21 protein-coding genes and 1 tRNA gene are annotated in these 23384 nt (G+C 70.3%); 12 read left to right on the top strand and 10 right to left on the bottom strand.

The genetic code is table 11. The features are described 5' to 3' along the window. Positions 1 to 3 precede the first annotated feature (3 nt). The 5 genes from C2L58_RS14810 to C2L58_RS14790 all read right to left on the bottom strand — a co-directional run bounded on the left by C2L58_RS14810 (position 4) and on the right by C2L58_RS14790 (position 6151). Positions 4 to 1473 carry a peptidoglycan D,D-transpeptidase FtsI family protein gene (locus C2L58_RS14810; protein WP_103338159.1) on the bottom strand — a complete coding sequence of 490 codons (1470 nt, stop codon included), beginning with the start codon at positions 1471 to 1473 and terminating at the stop codon, positions 4 to 6. Further along, the gene (locus C2L58_RS14805) at positions 1470 to 2957 is read right to left on the bottom strand and encodes an FtsW/RodA/SpoVE family cell cycle protein (protein WP_103338158.1); all 1488 of its coding nucleotides are present in this window, start codon (positions 2955 to 2957) and stop codon (positions 1470 to 1472) included. Before C2L58_RS14805 ends, C2L58_RS14810 begins: the two co-directional genes overlap by 4 nt. After that, complete coding sequence (locus C2L58_RS14800; protein ID WP_103338157.1) at positions 2957 to 4354, bottom strand: PP2C family protein-serine/threonine phosphatase; 1398 nt, start codon at positions 4352 to 4354, stop codon at positions 2957 to 2959. Before C2L58_RS14800 ends, C2L58_RS14805 begins: the two co-directional genes overlap by 1 nt. Beyond that, positions 4351 to 4812: an FHA domain-containing protein FhaB/FipA gene (locus tag C2L58_RS14795; protein ID WP_003079002.1), complete on the bottom strand. Its 462-nt coding sequence runs from the start codon at positions 4810 to 4812 to the stop codon at positions 4351 to 4353. The genes C2L58_RS14800 and C2L58_RS14795 overlap by 4 nt, the downstream gene beginning before the upstream one ends. A 100-nt stretch (positions 4813 to 4912) precedes the next feature. Continuing rightward, the gene (locus C2L58_RS14790; RefSeq protein WP_103338156.1) at positions 4913 to 6151 is read right to left on the bottom strand and encodes a DUF3662 and FHA domain-containing protein; all 1239 of its coding nucleotides are present in this window, start codon (positions 6149 to 6151) and stop codon (positions 4913 to 4915) included. A gap of 130 nt (positions 6152 to 6281) precedes the next feature. Between C2L58_RS14790 and C2L58_RS14785 the strand changes: the two genes are divergently transcribed. Continuing rightward, positions 6282 to 6364, top strand: a tRNA-Leu gene (locus C2L58_RS14785). A gap of 164 nt (positions 6365 to 6528) precedes the next feature. Here the strand turns inward: C2L58_RS14785 and C2L58_RS14780 are convergent. From C2L58_RS14780 to C2L58_RS14770, 3 genes are all read right to left on the bottom strand, one after another. Then, positions 6529 to 7260, bottom strand: a complete 732-nt coding sequence (locus tag C2L58_RS14780) for a S1 family peptidase (protein WP_103338155.1) — start codon at positions 7258 to 7260, stop codon at positions 6529 to 6531. A gap of 116 nt (positions 7261 to 7376) precedes the next feature. Then, the gene (locus C2L58_RS14775; RefSeq protein ID WP_103338154.1) at positions 7377 to 8129 is read right to left on the bottom strand and encodes a S1 family peptidase; all 753 of its coding nucleotides are present in this window, start codon (positions 8127 to 8129) and stop codon (positions 7377 to 7379) included. A gap of 151 nt (positions 8130 to 8280) precedes the next feature. After that, positions 8281 to 8655: an FKBP-type peptidyl-prolyl cis-trans isomerase gene (locus tag C2L58_RS14770; protein ID WP_103338153.1), complete on the bottom strand. Its 375-nt coding sequence runs from the start codon at positions 8653 to 8655 to the stop codon at positions 8281 to 8283. A gap of 141 nt (positions 8656 to 8796) precedes the next feature. On the opposite strand from C2L58_RS14770, the gene C2L58_RS14765 reads away from it, so the two are divergent. The 4 genes from C2L58_RS14765 to C2L58_RS14750 all read left to right on the top strand — a co-directional run bounded on the left by C2L58_RS14765 (position 8797) and on the right by C2L58_RS14750 (position 14560). Further along, positions 8797 to 12015 (top strand): penicillin acylase family protein, encoded by a 3219-nt coding sequence (locus tag C2L58_RS14765; protein WP_199191278.1) that lies wholly within the window; start codon positions 8797 to 8799, stop codon positions 12013 to 12015. A gap of 91 nt (positions 12016 to 12106) precedes the next feature. Beyond that, entirely contained in the window at positions 12107 to 13147 is a 1041-nt protein-coding gene (locus tag C2L58_RS14760; protein ID WP_103338151.1) for a trans-sulfuration enzyme family protein, read from the top strand. Positions 13148 to 13208: 61 nt separating this feature from the next. Then, complete coding sequence (locus C2L58_RS14755; protein ID WP_233225727.1) at positions 13209 to 13979, top strand: hypothetical protein; 771 nt, start codon at positions 13209 to 13211, stop codon at positions 13977 to 13979. Further along, complete coding sequence (locus tag C2L58_RS14750) at positions 13976 to 14560, top strand: class F sortase (RefSeq protein ID WP_103338149.1); 585 nt, start codon at positions 13976 to 13978, stop codon at positions 14558 to 14560. The genes C2L58_RS14755 and C2L58_RS14750 overlap by 4 nt, the downstream gene beginning before the upstream one ends. Here C2L58_RS14750 and C2L58_RS14745 read toward each other — a convergent pair. Both C2L58_RS14745 and C2L58_RS14740 read right to left on the bottom strand, forming a co-directional pair. After that, the gene (locus C2L58_RS14745; protein ID WP_103338148.1) at positions 14546 to 15586 is read right to left on the bottom strand and encodes a patatin-like phospholipase family protein; all 1041 of its coding nucleotides are present in this window, start codon (positions 15584 to 15586) and stop codon (positions 14546 to 14548) included. The genes C2L58_RS14750 and C2L58_RS14745 overlap by 15 nt on opposite strands. A 10-nt stretch (positions 15587 to 15596) precedes the next feature. Beyond that, the gene (locus C2L58_RS14740) at positions 15597 to 16343 is read right to left on the bottom strand and encodes a FadR/GntR family transcriptional regulator (RefSeq protein ID WP_103338147.1); all 747 of its coding nucleotides are present in this window, start codon (positions 16341 to 16343) and stop codon (positions 15597 to 15599) included. A 66-nt stretch (positions 16344 to 16409) separates the two neighbouring features. Here C2L58_RS14740 and C2L58_RS14735 point away from each other — a divergent pair, with 66 nt between their 5' ends. Genes C2L58_RS14735 through C2L58_RS14705 form a run of 7 tightly spaced genes read left to right on the top strand, consistent with a single transcriptional unit; the run spans position 16410 to position 23305 of the window. Further along, complete coding sequence (locus C2L58_RS14735; protein WP_199191277.1) at positions 16410 to 17900, top strand: ABC transporter substrate-binding protein; 1491 nt, start codon at positions 16410 to 16412, stop codon at positions 17898 to 17900. Beyond that, positions 17897 to 18841 (top strand): ABC transporter permease, encoded by a 945-nt coding sequence (locus C2L58_RS14730; RefSeq protein WP_103338146.1) that lies wholly within the window; start codon positions 17897 to 17899, stop codon positions 18839 to 18841. The genes C2L58_RS14735 and C2L58_RS14730 overlap by 4 nt, the downstream gene beginning before the upstream one ends. Further along, positions 18841 to 19647 (top strand): ABC transporter permease, encoded by an 807-nt coding sequence (locus tag C2L58_RS14725; protein ID WP_199191276.1) that lies wholly within the window; start codon positions 18841 to 18843, stop codon positions 19645 to 19647. The genes C2L58_RS14730 and C2L58_RS14725 overlap by 1 nt, the downstream gene beginning before the upstream one ends. Further along, positions 19644 to 20378: an ATP-binding cassette domain-containing protein gene (locus C2L58_RS14720; protein ID WP_103338144.1), complete on the top strand. Its 735-nt coding sequence runs from the start codon at positions 19644 to 19646 to the stop codon at positions 20376 to 20378. The genes C2L58_RS14725 and C2L58_RS14720 overlap by 4 nt, the downstream gene beginning before the upstream one ends. After that, positions 20375 to 21148: an ABC transporter ATP-binding protein gene (locus C2L58_RS14715; RefSeq protein WP_103338143.1), complete on the top strand. Its 774-nt coding sequence runs from the start codon at positions 20375 to 20377 to the stop codon at positions 21146 to 21148. Before C2L58_RS14720 ends, C2L58_RS14715 begins: the two co-directional genes overlap by 4 nt. Beyond that, complete coding sequence (locus tag C2L58_RS14710) at positions 21141 to 22553, top strand: aldehyde dehydrogenase family protein (RefSeq protein ID WP_103338142.1); 1413 nt, start codon at positions 21141 to 21143, stop codon at positions 22551 to 22553. The genes C2L58_RS14715 and C2L58_RS14710 overlap by 8 nt, the downstream gene beginning before the upstream one ends. Continuing rightward, positions 22550 to 23305 carry an SDR family NAD(P)-dependent oxidoreductase gene (locus C2L58_RS14705; RefSeq protein WP_103338141.1) on the top strand — a complete coding sequence of 252 codons (756 nt, stop codon included), beginning with the start codon at positions 22550 to 22552 and terminating at the stop codon, positions 23303 to 23305. The genes C2L58_RS14710 and C2L58_RS14705 overlap by 4 nt, the downstream gene beginning before the upstream one ends. The last annotated feature ends 79 nt before the right edge of the window (positions 23306 to 23384 follow it).

The following is a 23384-nucleotide window of genomic DNA, read 5'->3' as shown; positions in this document are numbered from 1 at the left end:
GCGCTATCCACCCCCGAGCTTCGCGTTGATCGCCGCACGGCCGATTTCCGCCGCGACCGTGCCGCCGGTGGCCGCGAGGCCGCGGTTGCCGCCGTCCTCGACGATCACCGCGACCGCGATCTGCGGGCTGTCGGCCGGGGCGAAGGCGGTGTACCAGGCGTGTGGGGCGGTGTTCTTGGAGTCCGTGCCGTGCTCGGCGGTGCCGGTCTTCGACGCGATCTTGATGTCCGCGCGCTTTCCGCCACCCTTGGTGAAGCCCTCGGAAGCGATCATCATGTCCTTGAGGATCGCGGCGTTCGACGATGACAGCGCCGCGGTGCCGGTGAGCTCGGTGGGACTGTAGTCCTCGATCGTCGACAGGTCGGGAGCCAGCACCGACTGCACCAGCTGCGGCTTCATCGCCATCCCGCCGTTGGCCACGGTGGCCGCGAGAAGGCAGTCCTGCAGCGGGGTCAGCCGGACGTCGCGCTGGCCGATCCCGCTCTGGTAGAGCGCGCCCTGCGAGTCGAGCGGGCCGACCGTCGACGGCGCGACCTTCATCGGCACGGTCAGGTCGGTCTGCCCGATGCCGAAGTTCGCGGCCGTCTTCTTCATCTTGTCCGGGCCGAGCTGGCCGGCGAACTCCGCGAACGGCACGTTGCAGGAGTGCGCGAGCGCGTCCTTGAACGTGTTGCCCGGGCAGGTTTCGCCGCCGTAGTTCTCCAGCGTGGTGTTCGTGCCGGGGAGCTTGGTGTTCGGCTCCTGGCTGACCGGGGTGTCCGGGCCCTTGCCGTCTTCGAGCACGGCCGCCGCGGTGACGAGCTTCATCGTCGAACCCGGCGGGTAGGTCTCGGAGATCGCCCGGTTCAGCATGGGCTTCTTCGGGTCCTTGTTGTTCGCGTTCCAGGCGTCGGACTGCGCCTTCGACGTGTGCGAAGCGAGCTGGTTCGGGTCGTACGACGGCGTCGAGACCATCGCCAGGATCCGCCCGGTGCTCGGCTCCATCGCGACGACGGCACCGGTGTAGTTCTTCTGCGACATCAGGTCGTACGCGGCCTTCTGCACGGCCGGGTCGATGGTCAGCCGGACGTTGCCGCCGCTCGGGTCGCGGCCGGTGACCATGTCCGACAGCCGGCGCACGAACAGCCGCGGGTCGGAGCCGTTGAGGACGTCGTCCTCGGCGCGCTCCAGGCCGCCGGCGCCGTAGTTGATCGAGTAGTAGCCGGTGACCGGCGCGTACATCGGGCCGTCGGCGTAGGTCCGCTTGTACTTGTACTTGTCGTTCGACGGGTCGATGCCGGCCAGCACCTCGCCGTTGGCCTGCGACACGATCTTGCCGCGCTGGCGGGCGAACTCGTCGTAGAGCACCCGGGCGTTGCGCGAGTCGGTGCGGTAGTCGTCGGCCTTCACCACCTGGATGTACGTGGCGTTGGCGAGCAGCAGGACGACCATGACGAGCATCGCCATGCCGACCTTGCGGAGCGGGGTGTTCACGCCTGCGCACCCCCGTCCGCCGGCGGGCGCTGCACGAGCACGGTGTGCGCCTCCGCGATCGGGGCCTGCGGCTGCTGCTGCGGCTTCGGGCGCGAGGCCGGCTTGCGGGCCGCGTCGGAGATGCGGAGCAGCAGCGCGACCAGGATGTAGTTCGCGAGCAGCGACGAACCACCCTTGGACAGGAACGGGGCGGTGATACCGGTCTCCGGGATGAGTTTCGTGACTCCGCCGACGACGACGAAGATCTGCATGACCATGGTGAACGCGAGCCCGCCGCCGAGCAGCTTGCCGAACGTGTCGCGCACGGCGAGCGCGCTGCGCATGCCGCGCATGGCGACCATCAAGTACAGCATCAGCACCGCGGCCAGCCCGATGAAGCCGAGCTCCTCGCCGATCGACGCGGTGATGAAGTCGGTGTTGGCCTCGGGCACCATGTCCGGCCGCCCGGCGCCGAGCCCGGTGCCGCCGACGCCGCCGGTGCCGAGCCCGAACAGGCCCTGCGCGAGCTGGTAGCCGCCGCCGGCCTGGTCGTAGGTGGCCAGCGGGTCCAGCCAGTTCGCCACGCGCTGCTGGACGTGCGTGAAGAGGTTGTACGCGATCACGCAGCCGACGGCGAAGAAGCTGAGGCCCAGGACGACCCAGATGGCCCGCTCGGTCGCGACGTACAGCATCACCAGGATGACGCTGAAGAACAGCAGCGACGTGCCGAGGTCCTTTTCGAACACCAGGACGCCGATGCAGACGAACGCGGCGATCAAGATCGGGCCGAGGTCGCGGGCGCGCGGCAGCTCGACCCCGACGAGCTTCTTGCCCGCCACCATGAACAGGTCCCGCTTCGACACCAGGAACGAGGCGAAGAAGATCATCAGCAGGATCTTGGCGAACTCGCCCGGCTGGATCGAGAAGAACGGCAGCTTCAGCCACACCTTGGCGCCGTTGACCTCGGACAGGCTCGACGGCAGCAGCGCGGGCAGCGCCAGTGCGACGATGCCGATCAGGCCCGCGGTGTAGCCGTAGCGGGTCAGCGTGCGGTGGTCGTTCACCACGATCAGCACCACGACGAAGAACACCAGCGAGATCACCGTGAACAGCACCTGCGCGGTGACGGCCGGCGTGTAGTCCTTGCCCTGCTGCGTGGCGCGTTCGGCCAGGGCCAGGTCGATCCGGTGGATCATCACCAGCCCGATGCCGTTCAGCAGCGCGACGCAGGGGAGCAGCACGGGATCGGCGTACGGCGCCCACTTGCGGACGGCCAGGTGCGCGCCGGTCAGCACGCCGAGGTAGGCCAGGCCGAGCCAGATGATCGACGTGGTGAGTTCCTGCTCCTGGTTCGCTTCCACCAGGACGAGCGCGACGGTGACGATGAACGTCGCGAACCCCAGCAGCACCAGTTCGGTGTTGCGGCGGGTCGGGACCTCGCGCGGCGGGTTCGTCTGGAACTGCGCGGCGAGGGGTTCGGCGGCGCGCGCGGCGGGCTGGCTCATCAGTTACCGCCTCCCGTCGTCGGTGCCGTCGAACTCGGCGTCGAGCAGTCCCTCCCCGCTGGCTGGTTCGCCGACGACGGAGCAGTAGAGCCGGCCGGAGCCGACGGAGTCGTCGTCGGCGTGACCGAAGGGGTTGGCGTCGTGGACGGCTGGCCGCCCGCCGGCGCGCAGTTGTTCAGGCGCTTGCGCAGCTGCAGGAAGTCGTCGATGTACTTCCGCGCTTCGTCGAGGTTGTCTTTCTTGACGCCGTTCTGCACCGCCAGCCGCGCGTCTTCCTGGAGCTGGGTGACGCGCAGCTTGTCCGTGCACACCTGGCTCGGCGGGCAGGACCCTTGCTCGTAGGCGTGCAGGTCGATGCCGAGAATGCTGCCGGGGACGCCGCGGTAGATCACGACCTCCCCGTCCGCTCCCTCGCCGACATAGTACTGACTCAGCACGAAGTAGCGGGTGGCGATGGCGGCCGCGGCGAGGACCACGAGGACCACGAGCGCTCCGGCCAGCCAGCGGAACCGCTTCCGGCGCTTGGCCTTCGGGTCCACCTGGGGCTGCGGCAGGTCCGGGCGCTGCTGTGGCGGCGGCTGGGTCAGCGCCCTGGCCCGGGCCGCGGGCGAGTCGCCCTGGTGCAGCTCGTCGCTGCCGTCCCCGGCGGCGCCGCCCACGATGGGCGCGTCCTCGCCGAAGTCGACGTCGACGACGTCGGCGATGATCACCGTGACGTTGTCGGTGCCGCCGCCCTTGAGCGCCAGCTCGATCATCCGGTCCGCGCACTGCTGCGGGTCCGGGATCTGCACGGCCTCGGCCAGCGTCTCGTCGCTGACCATGCCGGACAGGCCGTCGGAGCAGATCAGGTAACGGTCGCCGGAGCGGGCCTCGCGCACGGTCAGGCTCGGCTCGACCTCGTGGCCGGTGAGCGCCTTGAGCAGCAGTGACCGCTGCGGGTGCACCGCCGCCTCTTCGGGCGTGATCCGGCCCTGTTCCAAGAGTTCGTTGACGAAGCTGTCGTCCCGCGTGATCTGCGCGAACTGACCGCCGCGCAGGAGGTAGGCGCGCGAGTCGCCGACGTGGACCAGCCCCAGCCGGGTGCCGGCGAACAGGACGGCGGTGAGCGTGGTGCCCATGCCGTCGAGGTCGGGGTCCTGCGAGACGAGCTCGGCGATCGCGGCGTTGCCGTTCGCCACCGCTTCGCGCAGCTGGGCGAGCAGGTCGTCACGGGGTTCGTCGTCGTCGAGGGGGGCGAGGGAGGCGATGACGACCTTGCTGGCGACTTCACCCGCCGCGTGCCCACCCATGCCGTCGGCGAGCGCGAGCAGGCGAGGGCCGGCGTACACGGAGTCCTGGTTGCTCGAACGCACCAGGCCCCGGTCGCTGCGGGCTGCGTAGCGGAGGACGAGAGTCATGGGCGAAGCTCGATCACCGTCTTGCCGATCCGGATGGGGACTCCGAGCGGGACCCGGAGGGGTGCAGTGACCTTAGCCCGGTCGAGATACGTCCCGTTCGTCGAGCCCAGATCTTCCACGTACCAGTCCTCACCGCGCTGGGCGATCCGCGCGTGCCGGGTCGACGCGTAGTCGTCGTCGAGCACCAACGTGGAGTCGTCGGCCCGGCCGATCAGGATCGGCCGGCCGTCCAGCGCGATGCGCGTCCCCGCCAGTGCGCCGTGGGTGACCAGCAGCTGCTGCGGGGACTTGCTGTTGCGCGGCTTCTTCTCCTTCTTGCGCCCGAAGGTCGGGACCTGGACGCGCATGCCCGATGCCGCGTAGAGGTCCGACCGGACGACTCTGAGCGCGGCGAACACGAAGAGCCAGAGCAGCACGAGGAAGCCCACCCTGGTGAGTTGTACGACCAGCTCTGGCACTTGGTGTGTCCGCTCCCGACTCGTCCGTGCAGCCGCGACGCGGGTACGCCGCGGTCCCCCCGCACGTCAATTCTGCGGGAACAGTATTCCGGGTCCTGAGTCAGCCCTGTGTACGGAACACGAGGGACGAATGACCCACCCGGATGACGTCGCCGTCGGCGAGCTGCCAGGTCTGGACCGGGGTGCCGTTCACGGTCGTGCCGTTGGTCGAGCCGATGTCGGCGAGCGTCGCGCTCTGGCCGTCCCAGGTGATCTCCAGGTGACGGCGCGAGACCCCGGTGTCCGGCAGGCGGAAGTCCGCGTCCTGGCCCCGGCCCACGACGTTCCCGCCCTGCTTCAGCGAGTACGTGCGGTTCGAGCCGTCGTCCAGCTGCAGGCTCGCCGCGAGCTGACGACCCGGCGCGGGCTGGCCGTAGCCGCCCTGCTGCTGGGCGTACGGGTCCGCGGCCGGCTGGCCGTACGCCTGCTGCTGGCCGTACTGGTCGTACCCGCCTTGCGGCTGCTGCTGGCCGTACTGGTCGTAGCCACCCTGCTGCTGGTAGCCGCCCTGGTCGTACCCGCCGCCCTGGGGCTGGCCGTAGCCCTGGTCGTAGCCGCCGGCTTGCGGCTGCTGGTAGCCGCCCTGGTCGTAGCCACCACCCTGGGGCTGGGCGTAGCCCTGGTCGTAGCCGGCCTGGGGCTGCTGGCCGTACTGGTCGTACCCGCCGCCCTGCTGCGGCTGACCGTACTGGTCGTAGCCACCGCCTTGGGGCTGCTGGCCGCCGTACTGGTCGTATCCACCCTGCTGGCCGTAACCCTGGTCGTACCCGGGCTGCTGGCCACCCTGCTGTCCGTAGCCGTACTGGCCCTGCTGGCCGTACGGGTCACCCTGGTCGTATTGGCCGTAGCCGGGGGGCTGGCTCATTGCTGGGTCTCCTGCGTTGCTGGGTCGTGCCGACCGCGGTGAACCGGCGCCTGAGGGGCGGGCGTCGGGATCGACGGACGAACGGGTCTTGAACTGTCCAGTATGCAGCGCCTCGTTGCGCTCGAGTGATACGACGACGTCACCATAGGTGTCCAGGCCTTCGGCGGCGAGGTGTTCCGCCACCGCCTTGGCCAGCACCTGGGTGACACGTTGCTCGTCACCGGCCATGCGCTCGTGGTCAGCCGCCCCCAGGGACACGATGTAGTGATTGGGGGCGAGCTGCCGACCGCCTGCCAGCTCACGAACGTTCTCCTCACTCTCCCGCTCCAGGGCGATCGCCACTTCCTGCGTGACGACGTTGCCACCGAACATGCGCGCGAAAGTGTTCCCCACCAGGTTCTCGAGTCGCCTGTCGAATCGTTCGGCGCGGCCCACCGGGGAAAACCTCCTCACACGTGTGCTTCCGCATCGATCCTATCCGGGTGAGCCAGCCTCTACACGGCCCCCGGTGAAAGCTGTTCAAAGCACCTGCTAGTCTTCTCCTCGCTGCTTGAGAGACGCACTCGGGCGAGTGGCGGAATGGCAGACGCGCACGGTTCAGGTCCGTGTGTCCGAAAGGACGTGAGGGTTCAACTCCCTCCTCGCCCACGCTGTTCAGGGCCCCGATCGCTAGCGCGATCGGGGCCCTTCCCATTGGCCTTGTGTTTCCCGGGGGCCGAGCCCCCGGACCCCCACGGTGCCTCACGTCGCCTCCCAGCGTGGTCTGGGAGGCGGTTCGTGGGCTAAGTCACTTGTGTTCGCCCTGGGCGAAGTTACGCCGTGTGGGTGGCGATCCAGTCCGCTATGACGTCCGCCCGGCTCGTCGTCTCGATGCCCGCGTGGGGGCAATCCGGGCCCGTTGCCTCCAAGGAGACCAGCTCGTTGCCCGAAAAATAGGGCGCTCCGGAGTCGTACGTGCAGGCGCTCGTGGTGATCTCCGGGGCCGCGCCGCGGACGCCCAGCGTCGTCGGATCCACCTTCGCCACCGCCACCGTGCCCTGCTGGAGGCGGGTGGCGGGCTTGGGGTCCGCGTTCGTCAGGCTGCCCCAGCCCGCCAGGGTCAGCTGCTGGCCGACCTTCGGGGCCGCGCGGCTCACCGTGAGCGGTGGCACCGTCGTCACCGGGGAGTCGAGGCGGATCAGGGCGACGTCGTTCTCCTTGGCCTGGAGGACCTCGGTCGCCCGGCGGGCGATGCCCGATTCCGTGGCTTCGTCGGTCAGGCCCAGCGTCACCGTCGTCGGGTACGGGGTCTTGCCCGAGACGCGGTCGCGGTGGGCGTCGTGGAAGCAGTGGCCGGTCGTCAGGACCCACGCGGGCGCGATGAGCGCGCCCGTGCAGTAGCTGCTGTACGTCGAGCCGTCCGGGCGCGGGATCTTCGTCATCGCGAGCTTCGCGACGAACCCGTACTGCCCCGGCGGGACGTCGGAACCGTGGGCGACGGCCCAGGCGGCGGGAGCGGTGGAGACGGTCAAAACGGCAGCGGCGAGCAGGGCGCGCAGGCGCATTCTTCCCCTTCGTCGAATCGGTGGTCGGCATTTCGACGTTAGGGCCGCCGCCGCGGGCGGGGAATTCCCTGGCCGGGCGTCACCCGGTGGACCATCGGGTGACGCCCGGCGCCGGGTCAGCCGGTGTGCGCGGCGATCCAGTCCGCGACGACGTCCACGCGGGACGTGGTCTCGAGCTGGTGGTGCGGGCAGTCCGGGCCGGTCGACTCGACCGACACCAGCTGCCCGCCGGAGCCGCCCGCGACGAAGTACGGCGCGCCCGAGTCGTACACGCAGGCGCTCGTCGTCGACGTCGGGGCGACGCCCTGGACACCGAGCGTCGCGGCGGCGACCTGGCCGACCTGCACCGTCCCCTGCTGCAGCTTCGTCGAGGGGGCCGGGTTGACCGAGGTGAGGCTGCCCCAGCCGGCGAGGGTCAGCAGCTGGCCGGCCGAGGGCGTGACCCGGTTGATCGTCAGCGGTGTGATGCCGGTTACGTCCGCGTCGAGGGTGGCGATCGCGATGTCGTTGGCGCTCGCCTGGTAGACGGTGACGACGTTGCGCGTCACCCCGGGCGTGTTCTGGTCGACCGTGCCGAGCAGGACGGACGTCGGGTACGGCACCGGCCCGGAGACGCGGTTGCGGTTGGCGTCGTGGAAGCAGTGACCTGCGGTGATGATCCACTGCGCGGCGATCAGCGCGCCGGAGCACGCGCTGTTGTACTTCGTGCCGTTGGGCTTCGGGATGTCCGTCATGGTGAGCTTCGCGGCGAAGCCGAACTGGCCCGCCGGAACGTCGGCGCCGTTGGCCACGGCCGAAGCCGGTGGCGCGGTGGCGAGCCCGGCGGCCAACGTCAGAAGGGCAGCGGAAAGCACAGCGCGAACGCGCATCGGTGGATCCCCCTTGTCGCGCACCGGCGGTGGCGGCCGGTGATCACTTCCGAGCGTAGTGACGGCTCGAGGGCCCGAAAGGCGCTGCTTGGAGCAAAAACCGGCCCCGGCGCGGTCGCGCCGGGGCCGGTTTGCCGGAAATGTGCGGAAGTCAGTTCACGCCGACCAGGTCGACGACGAAGATGAGGGTCTCGCCGGGCTTGATCACGCCGCCCGCGCCGCGGTCGCCGTAGCCCAGGTGCGGCGGGATCACCAGCTTGCGGCGGCCGCCGATCTTCATCCCCGCGACACCCTGGTCCCAGCCGGAGATGACCTGGCCGGCACCGAGGCCGAAGCGCAGCGGCTCGCCGCGGTTCCAGGACGCGTCGAACTCTTCGCCGGTCGAGTGGGCGACACCGACGTAGTGCACGGTGACGGACTTGCCCGCCGTGGCCTCCGCGCCGTCACCGACGGTGAGGTCGGTGATCTCGAGGTCGGCCGGCGGGGGTCCATCCGGGGGGTCGATGAGGGGCTTTTCCAAGGTCATAGGGCTCACCGTACCGACGCTCCGGAGGCTGCGCCGATCGGACTACGCCCAAGGAGGGGAAAAACGCGAAAAGTCTTCACACTTAGCCTACTGCTGGGTAGCGTGCGCTTCGTCACTTTTCTGGACTGAGGGGAGCCCGGCATGCGACGTCGCATCCGCGCCCTGACCGTAACGGCACTGGGGGCCCTCGTGGCCGGACTGACCCAGGTCGCCGTCACCGCGCCGGCCGCGCAAGCGGCCGTGTCGCCCGACGACTACTGCGGGGGGCAGTGCAGCGACATCCTCCCGCCCGGCGAACAGGGCAGCGCCACCCTCGCGGAAATCCTGGCGCACAAGCTGCTCGGCACCCGCCCGGCGCACTCGGCCGACCAGCTCGGGAAGTACTCCTCGCTGGCCGGCGGCTACAAGACGCTGACCACCGGCGCGATCAACCAGTACTTCAACGACTCCTCGTTCGGCGTCCCGGCCGACCAGGTGGCGAGCACGACGAAGCCGCGGGCGGACGTCACGATCGTGCGGGACAAGGCGCTCGGCGTCCCGCACATCACCGGGACCACCCGCGCCGGCACCGAGTTCGGCGCCGGCTACGCGGCCGGGCAGGACCGGCTGTGGCTGATGGACGTGCTGCGGCACGCCGCCCGCGGCCAGGTCACCTCGTTCGCCGGTGGCGCCGAAGCCAACCGCGAGCTCGAGCAGCAGTTCTTCGCGAACGCGCCGTACACCGAAGCCGAGCTGCAGGCGCAGATCGACCGCACGGCCGCCAGCGGCCCGCGCGGTGCGCAGGGCCTCGCCGACGCGCAGGCCTACGTGGACGGCATCAACAAGTACATCAGCGACTCCTACAACGGCCGGTACTTCCCCGGCGAGTACGTGCTGACCGGGCACGTCGACTCGATCACCAACGCCGGGTCGATCGACCCGTTCAAGCTGACCGACCTGGTCGCGCTCGCCTCGCTGATCGGCGCCGAGTTCGGCGCGGGCGGCGGCGGCGAGGTCCAGAACGCCATCGCGAAGCTCTCGCTGCAGGAGAAGTACGGCGTCGTGCAGGGCGAGAAGGTGTGGCAGAGCCTCCGCGCGGAGGATGACCCCGAGGCGGTCAAGACGCTGCACGACGGGCAGACCTTCCCGTACGGCAAGACGCCGGCCAACGCGGCCGGCCGCGCCCTGCCGGACAAGAACTCGGTGACCCCGCAGCCGCTGGTGTTCGACAAGACCGGCTCGGCGTCCACCGCGACGCCGTCCACTGTGGACGTCGCCGCGCCCGCCGAGCTGGAGCCCGCCCGCGGGATGTTCGAGAACGGCGTGCTGCCGGCGAACATGCTGAGCGAGAAGCACGGCATGTCCAACGCGCTGCTCGTCTCCGGCGCGAAGACCGCCAGCGGCCACCCGGTCGCGGTGTTCGGCCCGCAGACCGGGTACTTCGCCCCGCAGCTGCTGCTGTTGCAGGAGCTGCAGGGCCCGGGCATCAGCTCGCGCGGCGCGGCCTTCGCCGGGCTGAGCATGTACACGCTCCTCGGCCGCGGCCAGGACTACTCGTGGAGCGCGACGACGTCGGCGCAGGACATCATCGACACCTACGCGCTGCAGCTGTGCGACCCGAGCGGCAACGCGCCGACGAAGGACTCGAACTACTACACCTACCAGGGCAAGTGCGTCCCGATGGACACCGTCGAGGTCAAGAACGCCTGGAAGCCGACCCTGGCCGACGGCACCGCGGCGGGCTCGTACACGTTGCGCAGCTACCGGACCAAGTACGGGCCGGTGCAGAGCCGGGCGACGGTCGGCGGCAAGCCGGTGGCGTACGCGGCGCTGCGGTCGTCCTACTTCCACGAAGTCGATTCGCTCATCGGCTTCCAGGAGCTCAACGACCCGACCTTCGTCAAGTCCGCGGCGGACTTCCAGCGGGCCGCGCAGGACATCAACTTCACGTTCAACTGGTTCTACGCCGATTCCAAGGACATCGCCTACTTCAACTCCGGGGCCAACCCGGTGCGGCAGTCCGATGTGGACCCGAACATGCCGGTGTGGGGCGACCAGGGCCACGACTGGGTGGGCTGGAACCCGGCGGGCAACGTCGCGAACTACACGCCGGCGTCGCAGCACCCGCAGTCGATCAACCAGGACTACTACGTCAGCTGGAACAACGCCCAGGCCAACGGCTACGCGGCGGCCGGCGCGGACAAGTCGGCCGTGCACCGCGTCGACCTGCTCGACTCCCGGGTGAAGAAGCTCATCACCAGCGGCACCAAGGTCACCCGGGTCAACCTGACCCAGGCGATGTCGGAGGCCGCGCTGGCCGACCTGCGTGCCGAGCGCGTGCTGCCGCTGCTGCTGCAGGTGCTCGACAAGACACCGGCCACCGGTGCGGCGGCGGACGCCGAGGCGAAGCTCAAGACGTGGCTCTCCCACGGCCAGCTGCGCACGGAGACCTCGCCGGGCAGCAAGGCGTACGCGGACGCCGACGCGATCCGCATCTTCGACGCCTGGTGGCCGCTGCTGGTCCAGGCCGAGTTCAAGCCGGGCATGGGCGACCCCGCCTACAACGCGATGACCAGCGTGCTCGGCATCAACGAAAGCCCGTCCGGCTGGCAGAACGGCAACGGCCAGCACACCGGGCAGCCCCACAAGGGCTCGTCGTTCCAGTTCGGCTGGTGGGGTTACGTCAGCAAGGACATCCGCCAGGTACTCGGCCAGCCGGTGGCGGGCCCGCTCGCCCAGACGTTCTGCGGCGGCGGCGACGTGACCGCGTGCCGCCAGGCGCTCGTCGACTCGCTGACCACGGCCGCCGGTCAGGCCGCGAACACCGTCTACCCCGGTGACGCGAACTGCTCGGCCGGTGACCAGTGGTGTGCCGACTCGATCATCCAGAACCCGCTCGGCGGCATCACGCAGGACAAGATCAGCTGGCAGAACCGCCCGACGTTCCAGCAGGTCGTCGAGTACGCCGCGCACCGCGGGGACAACGTCGCGAACCTCGCGGCGACGAAGACGGTCAGCGCCACCAGCGCCGAGTCCGGCTTCTACAACTCGCCGGCGTCCAACGCGATCGACGGGAACGCCTCGACCCGCTGGGCCAGCGACTGGAGCGACGACCAGGCGATCACCGTCGACCTCGGTTCGGTCCAGCAGGTCTCGCGGGTGATGCTCAACTGGGAGTCCGCCTACGGCAAGGGCTACAAGATCCAGCTCTCGCCGGACGCGGTCGCCTGGACGGACGCGGCCGTGGTGACCGACGGCGACGGCGGGCAGGACAACCTCGCGTTCGCCGCGACCCCGGCCCGGTTCGTCAAGCTGCAGGGCGTCCAGCGCGGCACCAAGTACGGCTACTCGCTGTACGAGTTCGAGGTGTACGCGCACTGAGGCCCCCTACCGCAGGTCGTGAGTGGTAATGAGGGTTAGAACCCTCATTACCACTCACGACCGGGCCACGAACGGCGGTTACCGTGGGCGGATGGACGACTGGACGCCCCGCACCAAGGCCATCGCCGCCGGCCGGCCGCACGGTCCCGGTGAGCCGCTGAACACCCCGCTCGTCGCCACCAGCACCTACCAGGCCGGTGGCGATTTCGCGTACGCGCGCGGCGACGGGACGCCGACCTGGCACGCGCTCGAGGAAGCCGTCGGGGCGCTGGAAGGCGGCGAGGCGACGGCGTTCGCGTCCGGGGTCGCCACCCTGTCCGCGGTGCTGGACCTGCTGCCGGTCGGGTCGCGGGTCGCCGTTCCGACGTTCAGCTACGCCGTCACGCGCGGGGTGCTGGCCCACGCGCAGAAGCTCGGCAAGCTCGCCGTCACCGAGCTGGAGCCGACGGACACCGAGGCCTGGGTCGCCGAGGCCGCGACGGCCGACCTGGTCTGGCTGGAGTCGCCCACCAACCCGACCCTCGACGTGATGGCCATCGAGCCGATCGCGGCGGCCGCGCGCGGCCGGGTCGTCGTCGACAACACCTTCGCGACGCCGTTGCGGCAGCGGCCGCTCGAGCTGGGCGCGGACGTCGTCGTGCACAGCGCGACCAAGCTCATCGGCGGGCACAGCGACCTGCTGCTGGGCATCACCGTCGCCAAGGACCCGGAAGTCGCGGCCGAGCTGCGGGGCGCGCGGACGCGGGTCGGGTCGACGCCGGGCGCCCTCGAAGCCTGGCTCGCGCTGCGCGGGCTGCGGACCATGCCCGTCCGGCTCGCGGAGCAGTCGCGCACCGCCGCGCTGCTGGCGGAGCGGCTCGCCGGGCACCCCGCGGTGCGGCGGGTGCGCTACCCGGGCTTCGGGATGATGGTCTCCTTCGACCTGGCCGACGCCGAGACGGCGGACCGCTTCTGCGCGTCGGTCCGGCTGATCCGGTCGGCGACGAGCCTCGGCGGCGTCGAGAGCCTGGTCGAGCGGCGGGCGTGGCTGGCGGGCGAGGAGCGCGTCCCGGCCGGGCTGATCCGGTTCAGCGTCGGCCTGGAGGACCCGGAAGACCTGTGGGACGACCTGGCGTTCGCCCTCCCGGAGTAACGCAGACGGGTGAACAGCCGATAGTCGCGACGTCGTAGGTCATCCGGCGTTGGGAGTCACCGTGGGTAGAACGTTGAGCCGGGTCGCGGGGATCGTGTCCGCCGGTGCGCTGATCACCTTCGCCGCCGCGCCCGCCGCGCTGGCGCAGGACGAGACCAGCACGTCGCCCACGGAAACCACCCCGTCCACTTCGGAAACCTCGACCTCGAGCAGCCCGGCGAGCACCACGGCGCCTTCGTCCACTTCGGCCACCTCGACGACGAAGGCGCCGCCGAGCACGAACGGTGACGTCAAGACCACCGAAAAGCGGATCGCGCCCAAGGTCGAGGCCGAAGCGGACAAGCCCGTCCAGGAAGTGCCCAAGGCCGACTACCAGGACAACACCGGGCACGGCTTCGTCGGTGTCGGCGGCGAGGGCATCCTGGTCATCGTCTGCGCGGCCGGCCAGCCGGGCGAAGTGGCGACCCAGTACTTGAGCCTCACCAGCGGCCCGGACCAGGACGAGGCCAACGGCCTCTGGAACTACTCCGTCCGGGTGGTGGCCGCCCCGGCCGGCACGACCAGCGCGAAGTTCAGCTGGACTTGCGGTGGCGTAGAGGGCAACGGCACGGTCGACTTCGAGCAGAAGCTGCAGCCGCCGACCTCGACCGTGACGGCCACGAGCACCACGACGAGCGCGAGCACGCCCTCGTCCAGTTCCCCGGCGTCGAGCACCGCGCCGCTCACCACCGCAACCAGCACCACTCCCGCCGGCAACGCCGCTCCGAAGGCCCAGGTCAAGGTCGCGCCCAAGGGCGGGGTCGAGACGGGCTTCGGCGGCACGGCCTGGTGACGGCCCGCCGGGCGGGCGCGGCGCTTGCCCTGGTGCTGGCCCTGGCCGGGTGCGGCACCGCCGAGCCGCCGAAAGCCGCGGCTCCCGCGCCCGCGCCCGCGTCGGTTCCGGTGACCGTGCCGTTCAAGGGGCTCCGGCCGACGTCCGTGAAGATCCCGAAGATCGGCGCGGAGTCCAGCCTGCTGGCCGTCGCCGTGAAGCCCGACGGTTCGATCTCCGTCCCGTCGGTGCGCACGCCGATGCAGGCGGCCTGGTACAAGCTTTCGCCGGTGCCGGGCGACGTCGGCCCGGCGATCGTGCTCGGCCACGTCGACGGCGACAAGAAACCGGGCATCTTCTTCAAGCTCAAGGACCTCGTCCCCGGCGACGAGGTCGACATCGACCGCAGCGACGGCCGGCAGCTGAAGTTCGTCGTCGACCGCGTCACCCAGGTCCCGAAGGACACGTTCCCCCGCGACGCCGTCTACGGCAACAGCGCCAAGCCGGAACTGCGGCTGATCACCTGCGGTGGCGTGTTCGACCACGCCGAGCACAGCTACCAGGACAACATCGTCGTCTACGCGAACCTAGCCGACGCCTGAGGCCGGGTACGGGAACTCCGGCTTGAGCCCGGTTCCGGGACAGACCCAGCGCCGCATGCCCGCGTCGCAGACCGCGTACCCCCAGTTGATCAGCTGGTCCTGCGTCGTCTCGGACATCCTGGTCAGCCGGGTCTTCGTCTCGGCGAGTTCCCGGGTCTGCGCGATCGGGGCCGGCAGGGCGTCCGGCAGCTCGAAGTGTTCGATGTCGCTGTAGGTCGCCCAGTACGTGCCGGCGTACGTCTTGTCCTCATAGGACTTGAGCAGCGAGCCGGTGCGCAGCTCGCGGACCTGGTTGTCCATCACGGTCAGCACGCGCAGCAGCTGCATCGGCCAGTTGTGCCGCGGCCGGTCCTCGTGCTTCATCTTCTTGCCCGCGTCGCTGACCAGGACGGTCGCCCGCTGGTTCTCGATCGGGTCGAGGCCGAGGTTGTCGTACACGCCGGCGTCGCTGAGCACGATCTTGCGGCCGGGCCGGTGCGGATCGGGGATCACCACCGGCGAAAGCATCGGCGGGAACGCCGACGACGCCGCGACCGCGGTGGCCAGCGAGATCTGCCCGTGCGGGCCCGGCTGCCGGAAGAACCACCACAGCGAGCCGTCCTGCAGGCTGGTCGCGGTGAACACGAAGTGCGGCCCGGCCGGGTCGAGGTCCGCGAGGCAGCAGTCGCCGAAGAGGTGCTTCGCGTAGCGGCGCGCGAGTTCCTCGCCGGCACTGCGCCACGGCATCAGCATCGCCTTCAGCGTGACCGGGACGTCGAGGTTCGTGCGGGCCAGCTTCCGGATCGGCTGCACGACCTCCTTGCCGAAGTTCTCCGCCACGCCGTCCGCGCCGAACCACAGCTTGCTCCACGCGTGCGCCAGCACGCCCGCCGCGATCGAACCGCCGGAGACGCTGGAGACGGTGGTCAGCTTCGGCAGCCAGCCGAGCTCGTTGAGCCGCCAGAGCGCACCGGCGTGGAAGAGCATTGCGCGGTAGCCGCCGCCCGAGAGCGCGAGGCCGACGCCGTCCCGTTTCGCCGAATCCACCTGGCCGAGTTTAGGGCCGCAGCAACGGCGTGAGCAGAGGCCGTTGCCCGGCGGGGACGTATTCGGCGTAGTTGTCGTACAACGCCTGTTTGGCCAGGTGCGCCGCGCCGGCGCCGTCGGCCGCGCGGATCGCGTCGAGCACCTCGGCGTGGTGGGCGAGCCAGGTGCGCATCAGCGACGTCCGGTTGCTGGCGTGCTCGAGCTTGTCCTCGATCAGTTCGAGCACGACCCCGCGCACGACTTCCTCGCTGACCACCAGCAACGGATTGCGGGAGATGCGCGCGATCACCTCGTGGAAGGCGACGTCGGCGCGGCTGAACTCGGCGTAGCCGCGCGAAACGCCTTCGCGCATCGACTCCAGGGCCGCGTCGAGGCCGGTCAGGTCCTCTTCGGTGCGGAGCCCGGCCGCGAGCAGGTGCGCCGAGCCGTCGAGGATCATCCGGAACTGCAGCAGTTCGGCGAGCCCGACGTGGTCGGCGCGCGCGAGCCGGTGCATCGAGCGGTGCAACGCGGCGGGCGAGGCGGCCAGCACCTCCGGGCCGCGCGGGTCCCCGGGCCGCGAGCGGATCATCTCGGCCGCCTGCAGCACGCGCAGGGCTTCGCGGATCGTCGAGCGGCCGACGCCGAACTGCGTCATCAGCTCCCGCTCGCTCGGCAGGCGTTCCCCCGGCTTGAGCGTGCCGCTGACCACGGCCTGCTCGATCTGCTCGACGACCCGCTCGTACGCGCGGACCGGAGCCACCGGTTCGAACCGCATCCCTTGACCTCGACGTCCGTCGCGTGCAGGCTACTGGTCAGACCAGTGTACTTATCTGGAGGCCGAATGAAAGCCCGACTTCACGTGCTGGCAGCGGCGCTGCTGCTCGTGGTGTCCGGGTGCTCGGCCGGCTCGTCGGCCAGCGTTTCCGCTGGTCCGGACACGCTTTCCGTCGGCTTCACGGCGGAACCGGCGAACTTCGACTTCACCCGCACCGACGGCGCCGCCATCCCGCAGGCGCTGCTCTACAACGTCTACGAAGGCCTGGTGAAGCTCGACGCGCAGGGCAAGGTCGTGCCCCTGCTCGCGAAGTCGTGGACGATCAGCCCGGACCGGAAGACCTACGACTTCCAGCTGCAGCCGGGCGTCAGGTTCAGCAACGGCGCCCCCTTCACCGCCGAGGACGTCAAGTTCTCGCTCCTGCGGGTGAAGACCGACTGGACGATCTCGATCAAGGCGAACATGGACGTCATCGACCACGTCGACGTCGTGGCGCCGGACCACGCGCGGGTCGTGCTCTCGAAGCCGTCGAACGGCTGGCTGTTCAGCCTCACCAGCCGGCTCGGCGCGATGTTCAGCCCCACCGGCGTCACCGACCTGGCGAACAAGCCCGTCGGCACCGGGCCGTACGTCGTGGCGGCGCGCAAGCGCGGCGACTCCGTGGTGCTGAAGGCGAATCCCGCGTACTGGGGCCGGAAACCGGCGTACGGCACGGTCGTCCTCAAGTACATCAAGGACCCGACCGCGCTGAACAATGCGTTGTTCAGCAACGGCATCGACGTCATCTCCGCGATCACCGCGCCCGATTCGGTCCCGCAGTTCCAGGCCGACGACCGGTTCCAGGTCGTCCAAGGCACGACGAACTCCGAAGTCACGCTGGCCATGAACAACGCGCGGCCGCCGTTGAACGACGTCCGCGTCCGCCAGGCGCTGACCTACGCGATCGACCGGAAGGCACTGCTGGACACGGCGTGGGCGGGCCGCGGCACATTGATCGGCAGCATGGTCCCGCCGACCGACCCGTGGTACGAGGACCTGGCGAACGTCCACCCGTTCGATCCCGCGCGGGCCCAGGCGCTGCTCTCCGAAGCCGGCGCGACGAACCTGAACCTGCGGCTGCGGATCCCGAACCTGCCGTACGCGGTGTCGGCGGCGCAGGTCGTCCAGTCGCAGCTCGCCGACGTCGGCGTGCGGACCACGATCGAGCCGCTCGACTTCCCGGCGGTGTGGCTCAAGCAGGTGTTCACCGACCACGACTACGACCTGTCGATCATCCAGCACGTCGAGGCCCGGGACATCACGACGTTCGGGAAGCCGAAGTACTACTGGGGTTACGACGGCAAGCGCGTCCGGCAGCTGCTCGCCGAGGCCGACAGCGGGACGCCGGAGCAGCAGGTCGCGGACATGAAGCAGGTGGCGCGGCAGCTGAACACCGACGCGGCCGCGGACTGGCTGTTCCTGTTCCCCAACGTCATCGTCGCGAAGGCGAAGGTCGGCGGGTTCGTGCAGAACCAGGTCAGCGAGTCCTTCGACCTCACCGGGCTGGCGCCGCGATGACGGCCAGGGTGCTGCGCCGGGTGGCGATCTTCGTGGTCAGCGTGCTGGTCGCGTCCATCGTCGTGTTCCTGTTCATGGCCGTGCTGCCGGGCGACCCGGCGCAGGTCGCGCTCGGCGTCAACGCGACGCCGGAGCTGCTCGCCAAGACGCGCGCGGAGTTCGGCATCGACCGGCCGCTGGTCACGCAGTACTTCGACTGGATCGGTGGCGTGCTGCACGGCGACTTCGGCCGTTCGTACGTGACGCGGGACGTGATCGGCCCCCAGCTGTTCGACCGCCTCGGCGTGACGTTGTGGCTGGTCGGCGCGGGCATGCTGGTGGCTCTGGTGATCGCGATCCCCGCGGGCACGTTCGCCGCGGTGAAGCACCGGAAAGCGGCCGGCGCGAGCGTCTCGGGCCTGTCGCAGATCGGTGTCGCGATCCCCGCGTTCCTCGCCGGGATCATCCTCGTGCAGATCTTCGCCGTGCGGCTGCGCTGGCTGCCTTCGGGCGGGTGGACGCCGCCGGACCAGGACTTCGGCGAGTTCTTCCGCGGCCTGGTGCTCCCCGCGCTGTCCTTGGGATTGGTGCAGGGCGCGGTGCTCACGCGTTATGTCCGGTCGGCGGTGCTCGACACGCTCGGCCAGGACTACCTGCGCACCGCGCGCTCGAAGGGCCTCCGGCCGGGGCAGGCGCTGGTGCGCCACGGCTTGCGCAACGCGTCGGTGCCGGTGGTCACCGTGCTCGGCCTGCAGCTGGCGACCCTGCTGATCGGCGCCGTCGTCGTCGAGCGCGTGTTCGTGCTGCCGGGCCTGGGTTCGATGCTGCTGGACGCCGTCTCCGCGCGTGACCTGCTGACCGTGCAGGGGATCGTGCTCGTGCTGGTGGTCGGCGTGCTGCTGGTCAACTTCGTCGTCGACCTCCTCTACACCGTGCTCGACCCGAGATTGCGGGGTTCGTGATGCGCAATCTCCTGATCGGCGGGATCCTCGTCGGCCTGGTGGTGCTGGCCGCGCTGCTGTCGTTCGCGTGGACGCCGTTCGACCCGGTGAAGGTCGACGCGGCCCACCGGCTGCTCGGCTTCACCGGCTCCCACTGGTTCGGCACCGACAAATTCGGCCGGGACCTGCTGAGCCAGCTCATGGTCGGCGCGCGGACGACGTTGTACGTCGGGGTCGTCGCCGTCGGGATCGCCGCGGTCATCGGCACGCCGCTGGGGGTCCTGGCCGGGATGTCCCCGCGATGGCTCGGCGAGTTCGTCATGCGGGTCAACGACCTCGTGCTGGCGTTCCCCGCGCTGCTGCTGGCCATCATGTTCGGCGCCGTGTTCGGGGCCGACACGCTGACCGCGATGGTCGCCATCGGCATCGCCACCATTCCGTCGTTCGCCCGGATCGCCCGCTCCGGCACGCTGCAGGTGATGAGCACCGAGTTCGTGCTCGCGGCCCGCGCGGGCGGGCGGTCGCGGCTGAACATCGCGCTGCGGCACGTGCTGCCGAACATCTCCGGCCTGCTGATCGTGCAGGCCTCGGTGTCGTTCGCGATCGCCGTGCTCGCCGAAGCGGCGTTGTCGTTCCTCGGGTTCGGCACGCGGCCGCCGACGCCGTCGTGGGGCCGGATGCTGCAGGAATCGCAGGAACTGCTGACCGTGCAGCCGCGGCTGGCGCTGGTGCCGGGCATCGCGATCGCCGTCGCCGTCCTCGGCTTCAACCTCCTCGGCGACGGCCTCCGCGACCGCCTGGATCCCCGATTGGCGGCCCGCGTATGACGACGCTCTCGGTTTCGGGCCTCAGCGTTTCTTCGCTCGTCCGCGGCATTTCCTTCGAGATCGGCGTGGGTGAGCGCGTCGGCCTGATCGGGGAGTCCGGGTCCGGGAAGTCGTTGACGGCGCTGTCGATCATGGGCTTGCTGCCCGAGGAGCTGCGCGCGTCCGGCTCGATCCGGCTCGGCGGCCGCGAGCTGCTCGGAATGTCCGAAAAGGACCTGTCGCGGCTGCGCGGTGACGAGCTGGCCATGGTGTTCCAGGAGCCGATGACGGCGTTGAACCCGGCCATGCGCGTCGGCCGCCAGGTCACCGAGCCCGGGCGCCTGCGCGGACGCCGTCACCGCGCCGAAGAGCTCCTCGATGCGGTGGGCCTGCCGGGCACCGCCCGCGCGTACCCGCACCAGCTGTCGGGCGGGCAGCGGCAGCGGGTCGTGCTCGCGATGGCGCTGGCGAACGAGCCGGCGCTGCTGATCTGCGACGAGCCGACCACCGCCCTCGACGTCACCGTGCAGGCCCAGATCCTTTCGCTGATCAAGACGTCGCTGCCCGCCGAAAGCGCGTTGCTGTTCATCACGCACGACCTCGCCGTCGTGGCTTCGGTGTGCGAGCGCGTCCTGGTGATGCTGGACGGTGAGATCGTCGAAGCGGGCTCGACGCGCGAAGTGCTGACGGCGCCTTCGCATGCCTACACGCGGAAGCTGCTGGACGCCTCGGATCTGGAGGCCCGGCGATGACCATCATCGAAGTCCGCGACCTCGAACGCCGGTACGCCCGGCGGGACGTCCACGCGCTGCGCGGTGTCAGCTTCGCCGTCGAGGCGGGGCAGCGGTTCGGCATCGTGGGGGAGTCCGGTTCCGGCAAGTCCACGCTGGTCCGGTTGCTGGCGGCGCTCGACAAGCCGACCGCCGGCACGGTCTCGTTCCAGGGCCGGCGCATCGACAACCTGCCCGAACGCCGCCTCGGCTTCCTGCGGTCCGAACTGCAGATCGTCTTCCAGGACCCGATGGGCTCGCTGGACCCGCGGATGCGCGTGCGCGACATCGTTTCCGAGCCGATGGGCCGCCGGGAACCCGACCGCGTCGCCGAACTGCTCGCCGCCGTCGGCCTGCCCGCCGACGCCGCCCAGCGCTACCCGCACCAGTTCTCCGGTGGCCAGCGGCAGCGGATCTCGATCGCCCGCGCGTTGGCGCCCAACCCGAGCGTGCTGATCGCCGACGAGCCGGTCAGCGCCCTTGACGTCTCCGTGCGCGGCCAGATCCTCGACCTGCTCGGCTCGCTGGTGGAGCAGTTCGCGCTGACGCTGATCTTCGTGTCCCACGACCTCGGCGTCGTCCGGCACGTCTGCGACCGGGTCGCGGTGATGCGCCGCGGCGAAATCGTCGAACTCGGCGACGTTTCGCAGGTCTACGACACGCCCCAGCACGAATACACGCGGGAACTTCTCGAAGCCGCGCCGAACCTGCGCGCGGAACTGGCCCGGTTGCGCGGAGGTGACGATGCCTGAGTACCCGGACGGCCTGCCGATCGGCGGCGGCTGGGTGTCCACTGTGGATGCCGAAGAAATCGTTTTCCCTTACGACGGGAGCGTCGTCGGCCTCGCGCCGGTCGGTACGCCTGAGCTGGCGACTTGCGCGGTGGACGAAGCAGTCGCCGTCGCGCGCGAAGTGGCTTCGCTGCCTTCGCGGGTCCGGCGTTCGCTGCTCAACGACGTCGCCGCGGCGATCCGGTCTCGCCGCGAGGAGTTCGAGAACCTCCTCGTCCTGGAGACCGGGAAGCCCCTGGTCGACTGCCGCGTCGAGGTCGCCCGCACGATCGTCACCTGGGAAGCCGCCGCCGAAGAGGTGTCCCGGCTGCACGGCGAAACCGTGCCGCTGGACCTTCTGCCCTCGGGCGACGGGCTGGTCGGGTTCTGGAAGCGCAAGCCGATCGGCGTCGTCGTCGGTATCGCGGGCTTCAACTACCCGCTGCTGCTGGCGTCGCACAAGATCGCGCCCGCGATTGCCGCCGGCTGCCCGGTGATCGTCAAGCCCGCACCCCAGACGCCGCTGGCCACGCTGTGGCTGGTGCACCTGGTCCGGTCGGTCGCGCCGATCGCCGCGATGGTCCAGCTGGTCACCGGCGACGCGGCCGTGGGCGCGGCGCTGACCACCGACCGCCGCATCGGCGCGGTGTCGTTCACCGGCTCGGCCGCGGTCGGCCACCGCATCGCCCGCGACGCGGCCCCGACGAAGACGTTGCTGGAACTGGGGTCGAACGCGGCGCTCGTGGTGGCCGAAGACGCGGATCTGGAAGCCGCCGTGGACGCCGTGCTGCGCGGCGGGTTCTACGCGTCCGGTCAGGCGTGCATCTCGGTCCAGCGGGTGCTGGTCGTCGCTTCGGTCGCCGAAGAGTTCACCGACCGCCTGCTGGCCCGGCTCGACGAGGTCGTCATCGGCGATCCGCGGGACGAGAAGACGCGGGTGTCGGCGCTGATCGACCCCGCTTCCACCGACCGGGTCGCCGCGTGGATCGAGAAGTCCGGCGCACGCCGGGTCGGCGGCGGGGTGGACGGCACGGTACTGCGCCCGACCGTCCTCCTGGACGTCCCGGACGGCGTCGAAGCCTGGGACGAAGAGATCTTCGGCCCGGTCGTCTGCGTGCGCACGGTGTCCGATGTGGACGAGGCCTTCGCCGCGGTCAACGCCTCTCGCTACGGCCTCCACGCCAGCGTCTACAGCAAGTCCCTGAAGACGGCGTTTCGCGCACTGGACGAGCTGGAGGTCGGCGGGGTCGTGGTCAACGAGGTGCCCGGCTTCCGCTCGGACACCATGCCCTACGGCGGGGTGAAGGACTCCGGCATCGGCCGTGAGGGACCGCGGTTCGCCGTCGAAGAGCTGACCGTGACCAGGATGGCGGTGCTGCGCCCGTGAACTATTCGACGTTGTTCCGGCTGGACGGACGGCGTGCCGTCGTGCTCGGCGCGGGCGGCATCGGCCGCGAAGCCGCGCGGGCGCTGGCCGCGCACGGCGCCGACGTGGTGTGCGCCGACCGTGACCTCGAAGCCGCGCGCGAGGCGGGCGTGGGGGAGGCGTACGAGCTCGACCTGCTCGAACCGGGCGCTTTGGACAAGGCCGCGTCCGACCTCGGCCCGCAGGACATCGTCGTGCTGACCGCCGCGACCAACGTCCGCAAACGCTTGCTCGACTACACGCGCGAGGAGTTCGACCGCGTCATCGCGCTGAACCTCGGCGTGACGTTCGAGGTCGTCCGCGTCTTCGGCGCCGACATGGTCGCGCGCGGGCGCGGCAGCATCATCGGCTTCTCGTCGATCCGCGGCACGACCGTCGAGCCGGGCCAGGGCCCGTACGCGGCGACGAAAGCGGGCCTGGTCCAGCTGTTCCGCACCGCCGCCGCGGAGTTCGGCCCGGCCGGCGTCCGGGTCAACGCGATCGCGCCCGGCGTCGTCGAGACCCCGCTGACCGCGCAGATCAAGGCGAACCCCGAGTGGTACGACGCGTACGCGGCGAAGGGCGCGCTGGGCCGCTGGGCGCGTCCGGACGAGCTCGCCGGCGCCGTCGTGTACCTCGCTTCGGATGCTTCGTCGTTCGTGACGGGCTCCGTGCTGGCCGTGGACGGTGGCTGGACCGCCGTCGACGGCCGCTTCGACCCGCCTGCCTCGTGAGGAGCGCTCATGACACCCCTTGTGTCAACCTCGAGAGCAGAATCAGGCCGCGACCTGCTGATTGAGTCGCTGTTGAGCG

The sequence above is a fragment of the Amycolatopsis sp. CA-126428 genome (assembly GCF_002904335.1).
In the GTDB taxonomy this organism is placed as follows: domain Bacteria; phylum Actinomycetota; class Actinomycetes; order Mycobacteriales; family Pseudonocardiaceae; genus Amycolatopsis.
Note: the sequence above shows the minus strand (reverse complement) of the source record. Positions and strands in the feature narration are given on the sequence as shown.